14 protein-coding genes are annotated in these 14,077 nt (G+C 68.0%); 6 read left to right on the forward strand and 8 right to left on the reverse strand.

The annotated features are described in order from the left end of the window. Positions 1 to 15 precede the first annotated feature (15 nt). Genes ACSQ2F_RS02450 through ACSQ2F_RS02460 form a run of 3 tightly spaced genes read right to left on the reverse strand, consistent with a single transcriptional unit; the run spans position 16 to position 3,160 of the window. Positions 16 to 1,404, reverse strand: a complete 1,389-nt coding sequence (locus tag ACSQ2F_RS02450) for an MATE family efflux transporter (protein WP_436019414.1) — start codon at positions 1,402 to 1,404, stop codon at positions 16 to 18. After that, positions 1,401 to 1,841: a DUF3717 domain-containing protein gene (locus tag ACSQ2F_RS02455; RefSeq protein ID WP_436019416.1), complete on the reverse strand. Its 441-nt coding sequence runs from the start codon at positions 1,839 to 1,841 to the stop codon at positions 1,401 to 1,403. The genes ACSQ2F_RS02450 and ACSQ2F_RS02455 overlap by 4 nt, the downstream gene beginning before the upstream one ends. Before the next feature lie 17 nt (positions 1,842 to 1,858). After that, positions 1,859 to 3,160: a tryptophan--tRNA ligase gene (locus tag ACSQ2F_RS02460; protein WP_436019418.1), complete on the reverse strand. Its 1,302-nt coding sequence runs from the start codon at positions 3,158 to 3,160 to the stop codon at positions 1,859 to 1,861. A gap of 91 nt (positions 3,161 to 3,251) precedes the next feature. Between ACSQ2F_RS02460 and purN the strand changes: the two genes are divergently transcribed. Further along, positions 3,252 to 3,884: a phosphoribosylglycinamide formyltransferase gene (gene purN / locus ACSQ2F_RS02465; protein WP_436019420.1), complete on the forward strand. Its 633-nt coding sequence runs from the start codon at positions 3,252 to 3,254 to the stop codon at positions 3,882 to 3,884. Between the two features lie 11 nt (positions 3,885 to 3,895). On the opposite strand, the gene ACSQ2F_RS02470 is transcribed toward purN, so the two are convergent. Next, complete coding sequence (locus ACSQ2F_RS02470; RefSeq protein WP_436019422.1) at positions 3,896 to 4,141, reverse strand: DUF1653 domain-containing protein; 246 nt, start codon at positions 4,139 to 4,141, stop codon at positions 3,896 to 3,898. Positions 4,142 to 4,163: 22 nt separating this feature from the next. Between ACSQ2F_RS02470 and ACSQ2F_RS02475 the strand changes: the two genes are divergently transcribed. Both ACSQ2F_RS02475 and ACSQ2F_RS02480 read left to right on the forward strand, forming a co-directional pair. Further along, positions 4,164 to 5,423: an RsmB/NOP family class I SAM-dependent RNA methyltransferase gene (locus ACSQ2F_RS02475; RefSeq protein ID WP_436019424.1), complete on the forward strand. Its 1,260-nt coding sequence runs from the start codon at positions 4,164 to 4,166 to the stop codon at positions 5,421 to 5,423. 163 nt (positions 5,424 to 5,586) lie between these two features. Beyond that, positions 5,587 to 6,810: a DesA family fatty acid desaturase gene (locus tag ACSQ2F_RS02480; protein ID WP_436019426.1), complete on the forward strand. Its 1,224-nt coding sequence runs from the start codon at positions 5,587 to 5,589 to the stop codon at positions 6,808 to 6,810. A gap of 371 nt (positions 6,811 to 7,181) precedes the next feature. Here ACSQ2F_RS02480 and ACSQ2F_RS02485 read toward each other — a convergent pair whose 3' ends face one another. From ACSQ2F_RS02485 to trxB, 4 genes are all read right to left on the reverse strand, one after another. Continuing rightward, on the reverse strand, positions 7,182 to 8,264 hold the full coding sequence (locus ACSQ2F_RS02485; RefSeq protein WP_436019428.1) for an endonuclease/exonuclease/phosphatase family protein: 1,083 nt from the start codon (positions 8,262 to 8,264) through the stop codon (positions 7,182 to 7,184). 228 nt (positions 8,265 to 8,492) lie between these two features. Beyond that, positions 8,493 to 8,660 carry a 50S ribosomal protein L33 gene (gene rpmG / locus ACSQ2F_RS02490; RefSeq protein WP_056664409.1) on the reverse strand — a complete coding sequence of 56 codons (168 nt, stop codon included), beginning with the start codon at positions 8,658 to 8,660 and terminating at the stop codon, positions 8,493 to 8,495. A 14-nt stretch (positions 8,661 to 8,674) separates the two neighbouring features. Continuing rightward, positions 8,675 to 8,908 (reverse strand): 50S ribosomal protein L28, encoded by a 234-nt coding sequence (rpmB, locus tag ACSQ2F_RS02495; protein ID WP_436019430.1) that lies wholly within the window; start codon positions 8,906 to 8,908, stop codon positions 8,675 to 8,677. 234 nt (positions 8,909 to 9,142) lie between these two features. Then, positions 9,143 to 10,105, reverse strand: coding sequence for a thioredoxin-disulfide reductase (gene trxB / locus ACSQ2F_RS02500; protein WP_436019432.1), 963 nt, complete (start codon positions 10,103 to 10,105; stop codon positions 9,143 to 9,145). A gap of 178 nt (positions 10,106 to 10,283) precedes the next feature. Between trxB and ACSQ2F_RS02505 the strand changes: the two genes are divergently transcribed. The 3 genes from ACSQ2F_RS02505 (at position 10,284) to lolA (ending at position 14,071) form a co-directional block, all read left to right on the forward strand. Then, the gene (locus tag ACSQ2F_RS02505) at positions 10,284 to 10,949 is read left to right on the forward strand and encodes a Crp/Fnr family transcriptional regulator (protein ID WP_436019434.1); all 666 of its coding nucleotides are present in this window, start codon (positions 10,284 to 10,286) and stop codon (positions 10,947 to 10,949) included. A 91-nt stretch (positions 10,950 to 11,040) separates the two neighbouring features. Further along, entirely contained in the window at positions 11,041 to 13,431 is a 2,391-nt protein-coding gene (locus tag ACSQ2F_RS02510) for a DNA translocase FtsK (protein ID WP_436019436.1), read from the forward strand. 19 nt (positions 13,432 to 13,450) lie between these two features. After that, positions 13,451 to 14,071, forward strand: a complete 621-nt coding sequence (gene lolA, locus ACSQ2F_RS02515) for an outer membrane lipoprotein chaperone LolA (protein WP_436019438.1) — start codon at positions 13,451 to 13,453, stop codon at positions 14,069 to 14,071. Positions 14,072 to 14,077: the final 6 nt, after the last annotated feature.

Here is a 14,077-nt window from a genome sequence, read left to right on the forward strand (position 1 = left end):
CGTGAGCCGGCTGGATCAGCGGGCAGCCTCGTCGGCTCGCTGCTGCCGCTGCACCCACTGGAGGAAGGCCGCCAGGCCGAGCGCGGCGATGGCGAGGCCCACGGTCGCCGCCGCCCAGAAGCCGCGTGCACCGACCAGCGCCGGCGGGCTCCACCCGAGTGTGTCGAAGGCCACCACGTAGCCGCCGCCCAGCCCGACGCCCCAGATGGCGAAGGCGAAGATGAGCAGAGGCACGGTCGTGATGCGGTGCGCGCGCAGCACGAACGAGGTGACCGCCTGGCCCGCGTCGGCAATGTGGAAGAACGCCACCCAGGCCAGCAGCGGCATGGCCGCCGCGATGATCGCCGGGTCGCTGGTGTAGAGGCCGAGCACGCCTTCACGGCCCAGGTAGACCGCGCTGCCGAGCAGCGTGCCGATGAGCAGCGCGATCTGCAGGCCGTGCCAGCCGAGCCGGCGGGCGTCCGGCCGGTCGGCCGCCCCGATGCGTTGCGCCACCAGCGTGGCGGTCGCATTGCCGAGCGAGAGCGGCACCATGAACAGCATGGCCGTCAGGTTGGCGGCGAGCTGGTGACCTGCCACCGGCGTGGCGCCCATGCGTGCGACGAAGAAGGCCATGAAGGTGAAGCCGGTCACCTCGATCAGCACGGAGGCGCCCATCGGCACGCCAAGGCGAAGCAAGGCCCGCAGGCTCGGCGCGTCGGGCCGGCCGAGACCGCCCGCATGCAGGCCGAAGGGCGCGTAGAATGCATCACGCCGGACGATCCACAGCGCCACCGCCAGCTGGCCCCACATCACCACCGCTGTCGCGATGCCGCAGCCCAGCGCCCCCAGTGCCGGCAGCTCGAGGCCACCGGCGGAGACGCCGAAGACGAGCGCCGCGCTCAACGGCACCTTCAACGCCAGGCCGAGCAACTGCACGGTCATCACGATCTTGGGCCGCGACACCGAGGTGTTGAAGCCACGGAAGGCGGTGAACAGCAACGCCGGGGGCAGCGCGAACGCGAGCGCCGCGAGATAGCCGCGCACCTTGTCGCTCACTTCGGGCGAGGCCTGCGAGAGTGCGAGGAAGGGTTCCGGAAAAAGGAGCAGCGCGCACCCGGCCACTGACAGGGCAAGCGCCAGCCAGCACGCCTGCCGAAGCTGCAGGCCCGCGTCATGCAGCTGGCGGGCGCCGAAGAGCTGGCCTGCGATGGGGCCGATGGCCAGCACCACGCCCATCAGGCCGATGAAGACCGAGACGTAGGCGGCCGCGCCGATGGCGAGGGCCGCCAGGTCAAGGGCGGACGCGCGCGCCACGAGCACGGTGTCGACCGTGCCGAAGGCGAGCACCGCCAGTTGGCCCACCAGCACGGGCCAGGCCAGCGGCAGGATGCGGGCCGCGCTGTCGCGCAAGGAAACCGTCACGCGGCTTGCTCTCGCGCGCCGGGCGGTGGGCTGTCTTCGAGTGCGCGTTCGGCGTAGCGGTTGAAGCGCCAGGCCGTGCCCTCGAAGGTGATGCGCCGCCAGGTGGCCCGCTTCTCGGCGGGCGTCATGACCGTCCAGTGCTGCACCTCGTCGAAGGTGCGGCCACAGCCCTTGCAGATGTCGTCGCCCTGGCTCGTCGAGCAGATGGCGATGCACGGCGCGTCCGGGGTGCTGGCGTACCACGCGAGCCAGGCGTCGCGCGCGCGGTCGGGGAGGGTGTCTTCGTCGCACTCGGCCTCGTGCCGGTACACGAGAAGCGCGTAGACCTCCGCCAGGGCCAGCACCTCGGGGCAGGCGATGACGCCATCGTCCGACGGCGAGCGGGCGCGCCACCAGTTGATGGCGGCTTCGATGTCGGTGATGTGGATGCCGGCCACGCGCACCTCCACAGGTCTCACGCCTCGGCGGATACCAGCGCGGCGAGCGCCGACTCCACCGCCGCGCGGTCGGCCAGCAAGCGCACGGGCGCGTCGGCCAGCGCGGCGGCGCCTTCGGTCTTGAGGCGCTTCACCCAGGCACCCGCGGCACGTCCCTCCGCCAGGCCTTCGCTCAGCAGCAGTTCGGCACCGTCCGCATCGGTCAGCTTGAAGAAGAAGCGGCCGTCGGTCTCGCGGTACTGCTTGAACTCGGGCAGGCGAGCGGCCGCAGTGCGCACCGCCTTGTCGGCCGGCCGTGCGGCCGCCACCATGGGCCGCAACCCCACTGCATGGCGCAGTTCATCCAGCAGCGGACGCGCGATTGTCCGGGCCTTGCGGGCACCCTCCTGAAGCGCTGCCTCCACTCGTTCCGGATGCGCAATCAGCTCGTCGTAGGCCGCGCGCATCGGACCGATGTGGGATTCGATCAAGTCCACCGTGCGCTGCTTGGCCTCACCCCAGCCGAGCCCCTGCACCAGCGCCTGGCGGAACGCCTCTCGTTGCGCGGGCGTGGCGAAGGCGTCGTGGATGGTCACGAGGCTGGTGCTGTCCGGGTCCTTCGGCTCACCGGGCAGGCGCGAGTCGGTCACGATGCGGGCGATCGCGTCGCGCAGGGCCTTCGGTCCGCCCTCGAACAGCGGCACCGTGTTGTCATAGCTCTTCGACATCTTGCGGCCATCGAGCCCGGGCAGCGTGGCGACGTCTTCCTCCACCTCCGCCTGCGGCAGCACGAACAGGTCGCGGCCCCGGCCATAGAGGTGATTGAAGCGTTGCGCCACGTCGCGCGCCATCTCGATGTGCTGCACCTGGTCCTTGCCGACCGGCACGCGATGGGCGTTGAACAGCAGGATGTCGGCGGCCATCAGGATGGGGTAGCTGTACAGGCCCATCGTGATGTTGGCGTCGATGTCCTCGCCGGCGGCCAGGTTGGCATCTGTGGCGGCCTTGTAGGCGTGGGCCCGGTTCATCTGGCCCTTGGCGGTGACGCAGGTCAGCAACCAGGTGAGCTCGGGCGTCTCCGGAATGTCGCTCTGGCGGAAGAACGTCACGCGCTGGGTGTCCAGGCCCGCGGCCAGGAAGGTTGCCGCGATCTCGAGCGTCGAGCGGGCGACGCGGTCGGGGTCGTCGCACTTGATCAGCGCGTGGTAGTCCGCCATGAAGAAGAAGCTGTCGACACCGGGTGCCCGGCTGGCGGCGATGGCCGGGCGGATGGCGCCGACGTAGTTGCCGAGGTGCGGGGTGCCGGTCGTGGTGATGCCGGTGAGAACGCGTTCAGTCATGGCCTTGGGGCGATCAGCAATCGCAGGACGGAGGGCAGGGTGGGCGGGCGGAGGACGGATTGTACGGACCGGCCCGCTACACTGCCGGCCGATGAAACGCATCGTGATCCTGATTTCCGGCCGTGGCTCCAACATGGAGGCCATCGTGCAGGCCTGCGTCGCCGAAGGGTGGCCCGCCCGGGTGGCGGCCGTGCTGAGCAATCGGCCGGATGCGGCAGGGCTGGCCTACGCGGCTGCACGCGGCATCGCGACCGACGTGATCGACCACAAGGGGTTCACCGACCGCGATGCGTTCGACGCGGCCCTGGCGCAGGCCATCGACGCCCATGCCCCCGACGTGGTGGTGCTGGCCGGCTTCATGCGCATCCTGACCCCCGGATTCGTGCGGCGATTCGCCGGCCGCCTGGTGAACGTGCACCCCTCGCTGCTGCCGGCCTTCACCGGGCTGCACACGCATCGCCGGGCCATCGAGGCCGGCTGCAAGGTGGCGGGCGCCACGGTGCACTTCGTCACGGCCGAACTCGACCATGGGCCCATCATCGCCCAGGCCATCGTGCCGGTGCTTCAAGGTGACAGCGAGGCCACACTGTCGGCGCGCGTGCTGGCACGCGAGCACCAGATGTATCCCCAGGCGGTGCGCTGGCTGGTCGAGGACGCGCTCGAGGTCGACGCCACCGGCGTGGTCACCCACCGTGGGGGCGCCTCGCAGCTGTTCGCCGGCTGACTGGTCCGGGCTCAGCCCGGTGCGGCGATCCGCTCGAAGCGCGGGCGCAGCACGCCGTCGACCAGCACGTCCTCGAAGAACATGCCGTGGGGCCGAACCCACCAGCCGCTCTCGTCGTAGAGAGGCCGGTAGATCACCAGCGGCTCTTCGGTCTCGCTGTGGCGAGCCACCCCGAACACCTCGTATTCGCCGCCCTTGTAGTGTCGGTAGCGGCCGGTCGGCGTGGCGGGAGGGGCCTTCGATTCTTTGTCTTTCATGGGTGCAAGGATAATCGGGCCCATGCACCCGAACGCCTTGCTCGAACTCGCCACCGATCTGCTGCACCAGGTGCTCCAGTTCCAGGCCCCCGCCGACCGCGTGGTCTCCGACTTCTTCCGTACCCACCGCGCCCTGGGCTCCCGTGAGCGCCACACGCTTGCCGAGACCACGTACGACGTGCTGCGCCAGCGGCTTCTCTATCAGCACCTGGCCCAGTCGGGCAAGGGTGAGATGGAGCGCCGCCTCGTGCTGCTGGCCTGGAACGGCAACGAGGGCTTCCTGCGCGCCGCCCTGACCGAGGCCGAGCAGCACTGGCTCGAGCAGGTGAAGGCGGTCGACCGCTCGGCGCTCCCGGCCAAGTTGCGGCACAACCTGCCGGAGTGGCTTGCCGAGCCGCTGGAGGCCGCCCTGGGCGAGTCGTTCTGGCCCCTCGTGGAGGCGATGAACCGCCCGGCGCCCCTGGACCTTCGGGTGAACACCTTCAAGGCCCGGCGGGAGGATGTTCAGGCGGCCCTGGCCGCCGGTGGCATCGACGCCGCGATCACGCCTTACTCCCCCTGGGGCCTGCGCGTGCAGGGCAAGCCGGCCCTGAACAAGGTCGACGCCTTCACCCGCGGTGAAGTGGAGGTGCAGGACGAAGGCAGCCAGCTGCTGGCCCTCCTCACCGACGCCAAGCGCGGCGAGATGGTGGTCGACTTCTGCGCCGGCGCCGGTGGCAAGACCCTCGCGCTCGGGGCAGCCATGCGCAATACCGGCCGTCTCTACGCCTTCGACACCTCGGGCCACCGGCTGGCGGCCCTGAAGCCGCGGCTTGCGCGGAGCGGCCTGTCGAACGTGTACCCCATCCAGATCGCGCACGAGCGGGATGAACGCATCAAGCGGCTCACCGGCAAGATCGACCGCGTGCTGGTCGACGCCCCGTGTTCGGGCCTCGGGACGTTGCGCCGCAACCCCGACATGAAGTGGCGGCAGTCGCCGCAGTCGGTCGAGGAACTGAAGGTCAAGCAGGCCGCCATCCTGGCGAGCGCCGCCCGCCTGCTCAAGCCGGGCGGGCGCCTGGTCTATGCCACCTGCAGCCTGCTGGAAGCGGAGAACGAGGGCATCGCGGACGCATTCACCGCCGCCAACCCGCAGACCTTCACCCCGATCCCGGTGGCCGAGGCGCTGGAAAAGGCGCACGTGGGCAGCCCGGAGTCGCTGGTCCGTGGCCCGTACCTGCGCCTGTGGCCGCACCAGCACGGCACCGACGCCTTCTTCGCCGCCGTCTGGCAACGGCGCTGAAAAGCCGTGAAAAGGGTCGAACCAACCGCACGAGAAGCGCTCCAATCGTGAGCGGCCTGGGCGCCGGGCCGGTGGAAACCCATTGTTTTTCCGCCGATCCGGCTGCTTCCGGTCACTTACAATGACCCACCCCTCCCTGGTTGGGCGGTTTGAAGGCTTTTTGATGAATGAATTGTTGACCCTGAAGGACGCAATGGTGGACTGGCTGGCCCATGGCCTGATCCAGACCACATGGTGGCAGGTCGTGCTGATCACGCTCGTGCTCACCCACATCACCATCGCGTCCGTCACGATCTTCCTGCACCGCTCGCAGGCGCACCGGTCGCTCGACCTGCACCCGATCCCGGCGCATTTCTTCCGCTTCTGGCTGTGGCTGGCCACGGGCCAGGTGACCAAGGAATGGGTCTCCATCCACCGCAAGCACCACGCCAAGTGCGAAACCGCGGAAGACCCGCACAGCCCCCACGCCCACGGCATCAAGACCGTGCTGCTGCAGGGCGCCGAGCTCTACCGGGCCGAAGCCAAGGTGCAGGCTACGAAGGACAAGTACGGCCTCGGCACGCCCGACGACTGGATGGAGCGCAACGTCTACAGCCGCTTCACCTGGCAGGGCGTCGGCCTGATGCTCATCATCGACGTGGCCCTCTTCGGCGCCCTGGGCCTGACCGTCTGGGCCGTCCAGATGGCGTGGATTCCCGTCACCGCTGCCGGCATCATCAACGGTCTTGCGCACTGGTGGGGCTACCGCAACTTCGAGGCGCCGGACGGCAGCACCAACATCTCGCCCTGGGGCGTGATCATCGGTGGCGAAGAACTGCACAACAATCACCACACCTACCCGACGTCGGCCAAGTTCTCGATCAAGCCCTACGAGTTCGACCTCGCCTGGGGCTACATCCGGGCCATGGAGATGGTGGGCCTGGCCAAGGTGCGCAAGACGGCGCCCGTGCTGCGCACCGGTGCCATCAAGCCCGTGGCCGATTCCCAGACGCTCGAGGCCATCATCGCCAACCGCTACGAGGTCATGGCCAAGTACGCGGGCAACCTGCGTTCGGCCTGCGCCGCGGAGATCAAGCGCCTGAAGTCCGAAGGCTCCGCCAGCGCGTCGGCCCTGGCCAACATGGAGATGGCCAAGCGCTGGCTGCACCGCGACGAGGAGCGCATCCCCGCGCACCTCAAGGCCCACGTGGCCAGCGCCATCGCACAGAACCCGGCGCTCGAGAAGCTGGTCACCATGCGCGAGGAACTGCGCCAGCTCTGGACCCGTACCAACGTGTCCGCCGAGCAGCTCGTGGTCGACCTGCAAGCCTGGTGCCGCAAGGCCGAGGAGAGCGGCATCGCCGCCCTGCAGGAGTTTTCGCTCAAGCTGAAGGCGGTCCACGCCTGAGAGGCCTCGGCCCCTTGTTGAACGCCCGCCCCGCGCGGGCGTTTTTCATGGGGGTGACGCCGCGCGCTTTGCCGGAACGGGTGTCTGCCGGGCGCCGCGGATTAACGTGGCCGTCTCGTTCGTCCTGGCTTGGCCCCGTCTGCGGCATGTCGCCTCGCTGGAAATCGCTGTTCGGCGGACGGGAGCGTGGAGCGCGCGTGAAGCGTCGTCGTTCGTGCAGCCCGTCAAGAACCCGCGGGGTCCGCGGTCTCCGGCCACCCAGCCGCAGCGGTCTGATCTGCGTGACCGCGCGCGGGGCCGCGAGATGGTTCTTCGTTGATCCGACGGCGCGAAGTCGGCTTCCGCGCGGCCTATCAGGTCCGCCCCTGCGCTTAGGCCCTTGCGGCGGGATCCCCTTCCGTCGCACCCGGCTGCTCGGCCACGCTTTCACGCGCTTCCTGCTGTTCGTCGCCGGTGGCCTGCGGCTCCTCCTGCTCCGCCGCCGCTTCGGGCTCGTGGCTCAATGCGATGAAGACGGGGAAGTGGTCCGAGCCGAAGGCGTCCAGGCGCCTGAAGTCCAGCAGGCGGAAGTCGTTGGAGTGAAAGAAGTGGTCGAGGGGGAACCGCACCATCCAGTGCTTGGCGTTGAAGGTGTTGAAGAAGCCGCGGCCCATGCGCGGATCGAGCAGCCCGCTGATGTCCCGGAACAGGTCACTGGTGTGCGACCACGCCACGTCGTTCATGTCGCCCATGACGATGGAGGGCCCGGGTTCGGCCTTGATGGTCTTGCCGACGACCACCAGCTCGGCGTCGCGCGGCCCCGAACTGTCGGACTCGGCCGGGGCGGGCGGGCGAGGGTGCAGGCAATGCAGGCGCACCTCCAACCCGGACGGGAGGCGCAGGCGGGTGTGGATGGACGGCACGTCGTCCTCCACGAGGAAGGACAGCTGCGGCTCGATGAGCGGCAAGCGTGAGTAGAGCAGCATGCCGTAGGTGTTCTCCTGCGGCTGCAACACGCAGTGCGGGTGCGTCTTGGCCAGCGGCTTGAGCGCGCCGTCCCACCAGGCGTCGGTCTCGAGGGCCAGCACCACATCCGGGTCCGCCTCGCGCACCAGGGCCAGCAGGCCGTCGGCATGGCGGTTCGTCTGCAGCACGTTGGCGAAGAGCAGGCGCACGGTGTTGCCCTCGGTGGGGCGCTCGCTGAGTTGGACCTGTAGCGGCGCGAGCCGCGTGTAGGGCAGCATGCGCCGCACTTGCACGGCCAGGCTCAGCACCATCATCCCGCGCAGCAGCCAGCCGCCGGGGCCCGCTGGCACCCATGCCGCATGGGCGAGCAGGAGCAGGGCCAGGCCGGCGGCAATCTGCAGCCGCGGAAAATCGAAGATCCGAACCCACCAGCGCTTGACGCGCATCACCGGAATCCAGGTGCCGGCGACCAGCACGGCCCCGAGGAGCGTCAGCGTCTGTTCAGTCAAGCTCGGCCTCCCCTCTATCGTTGGTGTGCGGAGGAGAGACGATACGCGATGCCGGCGTGCCCGGCTGTTTCACGGTGTTTGCGCGGGCACTCGACGCCCGGCGCGTGCATGTGGCAGCCGGCCGCCCGGCTGACGACGGCGCACTCCCCATGCGGGCAACCAAGCCAGACAACAAAAAACCCGCCGGGCTTGCGCCGGGCGGGCTTTTCGGAATCATGAGACCGCGGATTAGCGCAGCTTCGTTTCCTTGTACATCACGTGCTTGCGAGCCTTCGGATCGAACTTCATGATCTCGATCTTCTCGGGCGTCGTCTTCTTGTTCTTGTCGGTCGTGTAGAAGTGACCCGTGCCTGCCGACGACTCGAGCTTGATTTTTTCGCGTCCACCTTTTGCCATGATCAGCTCCTAGTTCAGAGTTCGCCGCGAGCACGCAGGTCGGCGACGACCTGGTCGATGCCCACCTTGTCGATCAGGCGCAGCGCTGCGTTGGAAATACGCAGGCGCACCCAACGGTTCTCGGTCTCGAGCCAGAACCGGCGGTAGTGCAGGTTCGGCAGGAAACGACGCTTGGTCTTGTTGTTGGCGTGGGAAACGTTGTTTCCCACCATCGGGCGCTTACCCGTGACTTGACAGACGCGTGCCATGACGCTTCTCCGTGTGTATCTCGTTTCAGGCGTAGCGCCTAGAGCAAGTGGCTGATGCCGCGGTGCTGAACCGCGCGTCGATCACTTGGTGGGCGCCCTTCGAAGGTCGGGCCGATCGGCTCGGCCCGGGGATTTGACACCCTTGGCTGAGCCGCAACATCCGAACCGTTTTCGGCAAAGACGCTGATTATAGACTGCTTTTCAAGGCCGAGCCAAGCCCGCTTGCACAATCGTTCAAACCGTGCCGGCCTGCTCGAGGAATCGCTGGGCGTCGAGCGCGGCCATGCAGCCCGTGCCGGCGCTGGTGATGGCTTGGCGGTAGATGTGGTCCTGGACGTCGCCGGCCGCGAAGACGCCCGGCACGCTCGTCATGGTGGCAAAGCCGTCGAGACCGGTGCGCGTGACGATGTAGCCGTCCTTCATCTCGATCTGGCCCTTGAAGATGTCCGTGTTGGGCTGGTGCCCGATGGCGATGAAGCAGCCCTTCACGGACAGGTCGCGGGTGTTGCCGTCCTGCGTGCTCTTCAGGCGCACGCCGGTCACGCCGGAGGCATCGCCCAGCACCTCGTCGAGCGTCTGCCACAGGTGCAGTTCCATCTTGCCGGCGGCCACCTTGTCGTTGAGCTTGTCCACGAGGATGGCCTCGGCGCGGAACTTGTCGCGCCGGTGGATCAGGTGCACCTTGGAGGCGATGTTCGAGAGGTACAGCGCTTCTTCGACGGCCGTGTTGCCGCCGCCCACGACGCACACTTCCTGCTCGCGGTAGAAGAAGCCGTCGCAGGTCGCGCAGCCGCTCACGCCGCGGCCCATGAAGGCCTCTTCGGACGGCAGGCCGATGTACTTGGCGCTCGCGCCGGTGGCGATGATCAGGGTGTCGCAGGTGTAGGTGCCCGAGTCGCCCTTGAGCGTGAACGGACGCTTGGCGAAGTCGACCTGGTTGATGTGGTCGAACACGATCTCGGTGTTGAAGCGCTCGGCGTGCTGCAGGAAGCGCTGCATGAGTTCGGGGCCCTGAACGCCCATGACGTCAGCCGGCCAGTTGTCCACCTCGGTGGTCGTCATGAGCTGGCCGCCCTGGGCGATGCCGGTCACGAGCATGGGCTTGAGGTTGGCGCGGGCGGCGTAGATCGCGGCCGTGTACCCGGCGGGGCCTGATCCGAGGATCAGGACTTGGGCGTGCTTCGTGGTGGTGCTCATGGCGGTGCTTCGAAGATGGGGTCAGAATCAATCCGGGCGGGAGTTTGACATGGGGGCCGAACCCGCTGGCGTCAATTCCAGTAATGGTGACAATAAGCAAAATTCAATCGAGCGTTAAGTTTTCACGCTTGTGTCCGATAACCTGATCGATAAGCAGACAAAAAAAGGAGTGACCTCGATGGCGATGTTGTCCAACCTGGACCTGATCCGGCGCGTGCCGCTGTTTTCCCTGCTGACGACCGAGCAGGCCTCCGCCATCGCGGACAGCGTGGTGAAGCGTCGCTTCCGCCGCGGCGAAATCATCGTCGAGCATGGCAAGAAGTCGAACGCCCTGTTCATCCTGCTGACCGGCCGGGCCCGGGTGCTCACCTCGGACTCCCGGGGCCGCGAGGTCATCCTCGCCGTGCTGCAGCCAGGTCACTACGTGGGCGAGATGAGCCTGATCGACAACGAGCCGCACTCGGCCACCGTGCGGGCCGAGGTCCAGACCGACATGCTGATCCTCGGGCGCGCGGAGTTCGCCCGCTGCCTGCCGGAGAACTCCAGCCTCTCGTACGCGATCATGCGCGGGCTGGTGCAGCGCCTGCGCAGCGCTGACCGGCAGATCGAGTCGCTGGCGCTCCTCGACGTCTACGGCCGCGTCGCCCGCTCGCTCCTCGACATGGCCGAGGACGAAGGCGAATACAAGATCATCCGCAACAAGGTGTCTCGCCAGGACCTGGCCAAGATCGTCGGGGCCTCCCGCGAGATGGTCAGCCGCGTCATGAAGGACCTGGAAGACCGGGGCATGGTCGAGACGCAGGAGAACGGCTCCGTCATCATCAAGGAACGCCTGACGGGCTGACGGCTCGAAGGATCGCCTGCGCGCCAAGGCCCCTGGCCGACGGCTGCAGTTGCTTGCAGGTGGTCCGGCCGAGATACGCGACAATCCCCGGATGACATTTCCGCTCGGTTCGTTGCAGGCTGAAGGGGGCAACCCGGCCCCGTCGTCGAAGGCTTCGGGGTCCAAGGGTGCGGCGCGCAAGGCGGCCAAGGCCGCACCGGCCGCCGCCACCGCCGTGGCGACGGTCGCATCATTGCGCACCCAGTTCGTCGTGATCGTCGGCGGCGTGCTGTGGCTGCTGGCCCTGCTGGCGCTGGCCACGCACAACGCGGGCGACGCCGCCTTTTCCACCTCCGGCAGCAACACGTATCCCCTGAACAAGGTCGGGACCCTCGGGGCCTGGTTCGCCGACCTCACCTTCGTCCTGCTCGGCTACTCCGTCTGGTGGACCTTGCTGATCGCGTTGCGCGCCTGGCTCGGGGCCCTGGCCCGCATGCTGCGCGGCGCCGATCATGCCGACCAGGCGCCTCCCGTCCATCCGCGCTGGTGGTTCTGGGCGGGTGTCGCGCTGCTGCTGTGCGCCAGCACCGCGCTCGAGTGGACCCGCCTGTACCAGTGGGAGTCGCGGCTGCCCGGCGGCCATGCCGGCGGCGTGCTGGGCTATCTGCTCGGGCCGCTCAGCATGCAGCTCTTCGGTTTCGCGGGCTCGGGTGTGCTCTGGATTTCCGCCCTCGTGGCCGGCGTGGCACTCGCCTTCCGCTTCTCCTGGCTGCACGTGGCCGAGAACATCGGCGTGTGGGTCGAGTCGCTGCGCGAGAAGCGCGTCGAGCGCATCGAGCGCGCCGAGGACCATCGCCTGGGCGAGCAGGCGCTGCGCGAGCGTGAACTCGTCGTGGAGGTCGAGCACCAGCTCCACGAGGAGCACGCCCCGATCGTCATCGAGGCCCCGGTCATCGAGGTGCCCAAGTCCGAGCGCGTCGTGAAGGAGCGCCAAAAGCCCCTCTTCACCGAGCTCACCGACACCAAGCTCCCCCAGGTCGACCTGCTCGACGCCGCCCCGGGTCGCGTCGAGACCGTCACCCCCGAGACGCTCGAGATGACCTCGCGCCTCATCGAGAAGAAGCTCAAGGACTTCGGCGTCGAGGTGCGCGTGGTGGCTGCCTCGCCCGGCCCGGTCATCACCCGCTACGAGATCGAGCCTGCCACCGGCGTGAAGGGTTCGCAGATCGTCGGCCTGGCCAAGGACCTGGCGCGTTCGCTCAGCCTCATCAGCATCCGCGTGGTCGAGGTGATCCCGGGCAAGAACTACATGGCGCTCGAGCTGCCCAACGCTCGCCGCCAGATGATCCGGCTGTCGGAGATCCTCGGTTCGCAGGTCTACAACGACGCGTCGTCCCAGCTCACCATGGGCCTCGGCAAGGACATCGTGGGCGCCCCCATCGTGGCCGACCTGGCCAAGATGCCGCACTGCCTGGTCGCCGGCACCACCGGCTCGGGCAAGTCGGTCGGCATCAACGCGATGATCCTGAGCCTGCTGTACAAGGCCGAAGCGCGCGACGTCCGCCTCATCCTGATCGACCCGAAGATGCTCGAGATGAGCGTCTATGAAGGCATCCCTCACCTGCTGGCTCCGGTCGTGACCGACATGAAGCAGGCCTCCAACGCGCTCAACTGGTGCGTCGGCGAGATGGAGCGGCGCTACAAGCTCATGAGCAAGATGGGCGTGCGCAACCTCGCGGGCTACAACAAGAAGATCGCCGAGGCCACCGAGCGCGGCGAGCTCATTCCCAACCCGTTCAGCCTCACGCCCGAGGAGCCCGAACCGCTCGACCGACTGCCGTTCATCGTGGTCGTGATCGACGAGCTGGCCGACCTGATGATGGTCGTCGGCAAGAAGATCGAGGAACTGATCGCCCGCCTGGCCCAGAAGGCCCGCGCGGCCGGCATCCACCTCATCCTCGCCACCCAGCGCCCGAGCGTGGACGTCATCACCGGCCTCATCAAGGCCAACATCCCGACCCGCCTGAGCTTCCAGGTGAGCAGCAAGATCGACAGCCGGACCATCCTCGACCAGATGGGCGCCGAGGCGCTGCTCGGCATGGGTGACATGCTCTACATGCCCTCCGGCACCGGCCTGCCCATCCGGGTGCACGGCGCCTTCGTCAGCGACGAGGAAGTGCACCGCGTGGTCGACTACCTCAAGCTGCAGGGCGAGCCCAACTACATCGAGGGCATCCTCGAGGGCGGGGTGCTCGACGGCGCCGGCCCTGATGGTGACATGCCGGTGGGCGAGGGGGGCGGCGAAGGCGACGCCATGTACGACCAGGCCGTGGCCGTCGTGCTGCAGCACCGCCGCGCGTCCATCTCGCTGGTCCAGCGCCACCTGCGCATCGGCTACAACCGTGCCGCCCGCTTGCTGGAACAAATGGAGAAATCCGGGCTCGTAACCAGCATGGCCACCAACGGCAACCGCGACCTCATCGTCCCCAAGCGGGACGAATGAACGCCGCCCGCCCTCCCACATGACCCTGATGCCCCTCAAGACCTTCGGTGCCGCCAGCCTGCTGCTGGTGGCGTCGCTCGCCCACGCCGACGCGGTCGACACCCTGCGCGAGTTCGTGCGCGACGCGAAGTCCGGTCGTGCCGCCTTCTCGCAGACGGTCACCTCGCCCGATGGTGCCAAGAAGAAGAACTCGAGCGGCCAGTTCGAATTCCAGCGCCCCAACCGTTTCCGCTTCGCGTACACCAAGCCGTTCGAGCAAGCCATCGTGGCCGACGGACAGAAGGTCTGGATCTACGACAACGACCTGAACCAGGCGAGCTCGCGCAAGATGTCGGACGCCATCGGCGCCACGCCGGCGGCCCTGCTTGCGGGCGGCAGCCTCGAGCGCGACTTCGACCTCAAGGCACGGCCTGATCGCGACGGCCTGTCCTGGGTGCAGGCGCTGCCCAAGAGCAAGGACGGTCAGTTCCAGTCGATCGAGATCGGCTTCAAGGGCAAGCAACTGACCGCGGTCGAGATCGTCGACAGCTTCGGTCAGCGATCGGCGCTCGTCTTCTCCGACCTGCAGACCAACGTGCCGGTCGACCCGGAGCGCTTCCGCTTCACGCCCCCGCCCGGGGCCGACATCCTGGAGCAGTGACGCCGG

This window comes from Rhizobacter sp. LjRoot28 (assembly GCF_964253025.1).
Classification (GTDB): Bacteria; Pseudomonadota; Gammaproteobacteria; order Burkholderiales; family Burkholderiaceae_C; genus Rhizobacter.

Excerpts from the sequence above, each read along its gene's own strand:
- ACSQ2F_RS02460 (WP_436019418.1), bottom strand. The coding sequence starts at position 3,160 with ATGACTGAACGCGTTCTCACCGGCATCACCACGACCGGCACCCCGCAC.
- purN (WP_436019420.1), top strand. The coding sequence starts at position 3,252 with ATGAAACGCATCGTGATCCTGATTTCCGGCCGTGGCTCCAACATGGAG.
- ACSQ2F_RS02470 (WP_436019422.1), bottom strand. The coding sequence starts at position 4,141 with ATGAAAGACAAAGAATCGAAGGCCCCTCCCGCCACGCCGACCGGCCGC.
- ACSQ2F_RS02475 (WP_436019424.1), top strand. The coding sequence starts at position 4,164 with ATGCACCCGAACGCCTTGCTCGAACTCGCCACCGATCTGCTGCACCAG.
- ACSQ2F_RS02480 (WP_436019426.1), top strand. The coding sequence starts at position 5,587 with ATGAATGAATTGTTGACCCTGAAGGACGCAATGGTGGACTGGCTGGCC.
- rpmG (WP_056664409.1), bottom strand. The coding sequence starts at position 8,660 with ATGGCAAAAGGTGGACGCGAAAAAATCAAGCTCGAGTCGTCGGCAGGC.
- rpmB (WP_436019430.1), bottom strand. The coding sequence starts at position 8,908 with ATGGCACGCGTCTGTCAAGTCACGGGTAAGCGCCCGATGGTGGGAAAC.
- trxB (WP_436019432.1), bottom strand. The coding sequence starts at position 10,105 with ATGAGCACCACCACGAAGCACGCCCAAGTCCTGATCCTCGGATCAGGC.
- ACSQ2F_RS02505 (WP_436019434.1), top strand. The coding sequence starts at position 10,284 with ATGGCGATGTTGTCCAACCTGGACCTGATCCGGCGCGTGCCGCTGTTT.
- ACSQ2F_RS02510 (WP_436019436.1), top strand. The coding sequence starts at position 11,041 with ATGACATTTCCGCTCGGTTCGTTGCAGGCTGAAGGGGGCAACCCGGCC.
- lolA (WP_436019438.1), top strand. The coding sequence starts at position 13,451 with ATGACCCTGATGCCCCTCAAGACCTTCGGTGCCGCCAGCCTGCTGCTG.